This is a genomic window from Ursidibacter sp. B-7004-1 (genome assembly GCF_053654055.1).
The window spans coordinates 1-598 of sequence record NZ_JBSIUP010000086.1; the positions used below are offsets into that span (position 1 = coordinate 1).

The 598-nt window shown below is 39.3% G+C and carries 1 rRNA gene and 1 pseudogene; one reads left to right on the forward strand and one right to left on the reverse strand.

Features of this window, described 5'->3' with window-relative positions:
* Nucleotides 1-288: pseudogene (locus ACWIW0_RS11330) on the forward strand (IS256 family transposase, variant Zn-binding type); the annotation flags it as partial.
* A gap of 123 nt (nt 289-411) precedes the next feature.
* Here the strand turns inward: ACWIW0_RS11330 and rrf are convergent.
* Nucleotides 412-527 (reverse strand): 5S ribosomal RNA (rrf, locus tag ACWIW0_RS11335).
* Nucleotides 528-598: the final 71 nt, after the last annotated feature.

Consider the following 598-nt stretch of genomic DNA (forward strand, 5'->3'; position numbering starts at 1 on the left):
ACCGAACGAGATGAGTATTACCACGTTGCATTAAATAGATTAAGAGAAAAAGGCTATATTATTCAATCAATTACCTGCGATGGTCGCCGTGGATTACTTAGGGACTTATTCGATACCCCGATACAGATGTGCCACTTTCATCTCGTTGTAATGGTGATGAGAAAGCTCAGAAAAAAGCATAAATCAGCGGCAGGAAAAGCACTTAAAATACTTGTTAAAACCCTTAAAGAAAGCACAAAAAATAATTTTTATCGCCATTTACACCTATCATCAAGACTATTTAAATGAACGGTCAGATAAATGCAATGAGAAAGGTTATTTTCCTGATAAACATCACAATGTAAGAAGTACTAGCTACAAAAAACAAAAAACCGCAAGCTATCTCTAACTTGCGGTTCTCTCTATATAATACCCTGATGGTGCCCTACTCTCACATGGCGAATCACCACACTACCATCGGCGTTACTGCGTTTCACTTCTGAGTTCGGTATGGAGTCAGGTGGGTCCACAGCACTACGGCCATCAGGAAAATCCTGTCCGTCTCAATTTCGTCTCTCAACTACTCTCTCAACTATTCTATATTCTCTATTCGTTATCG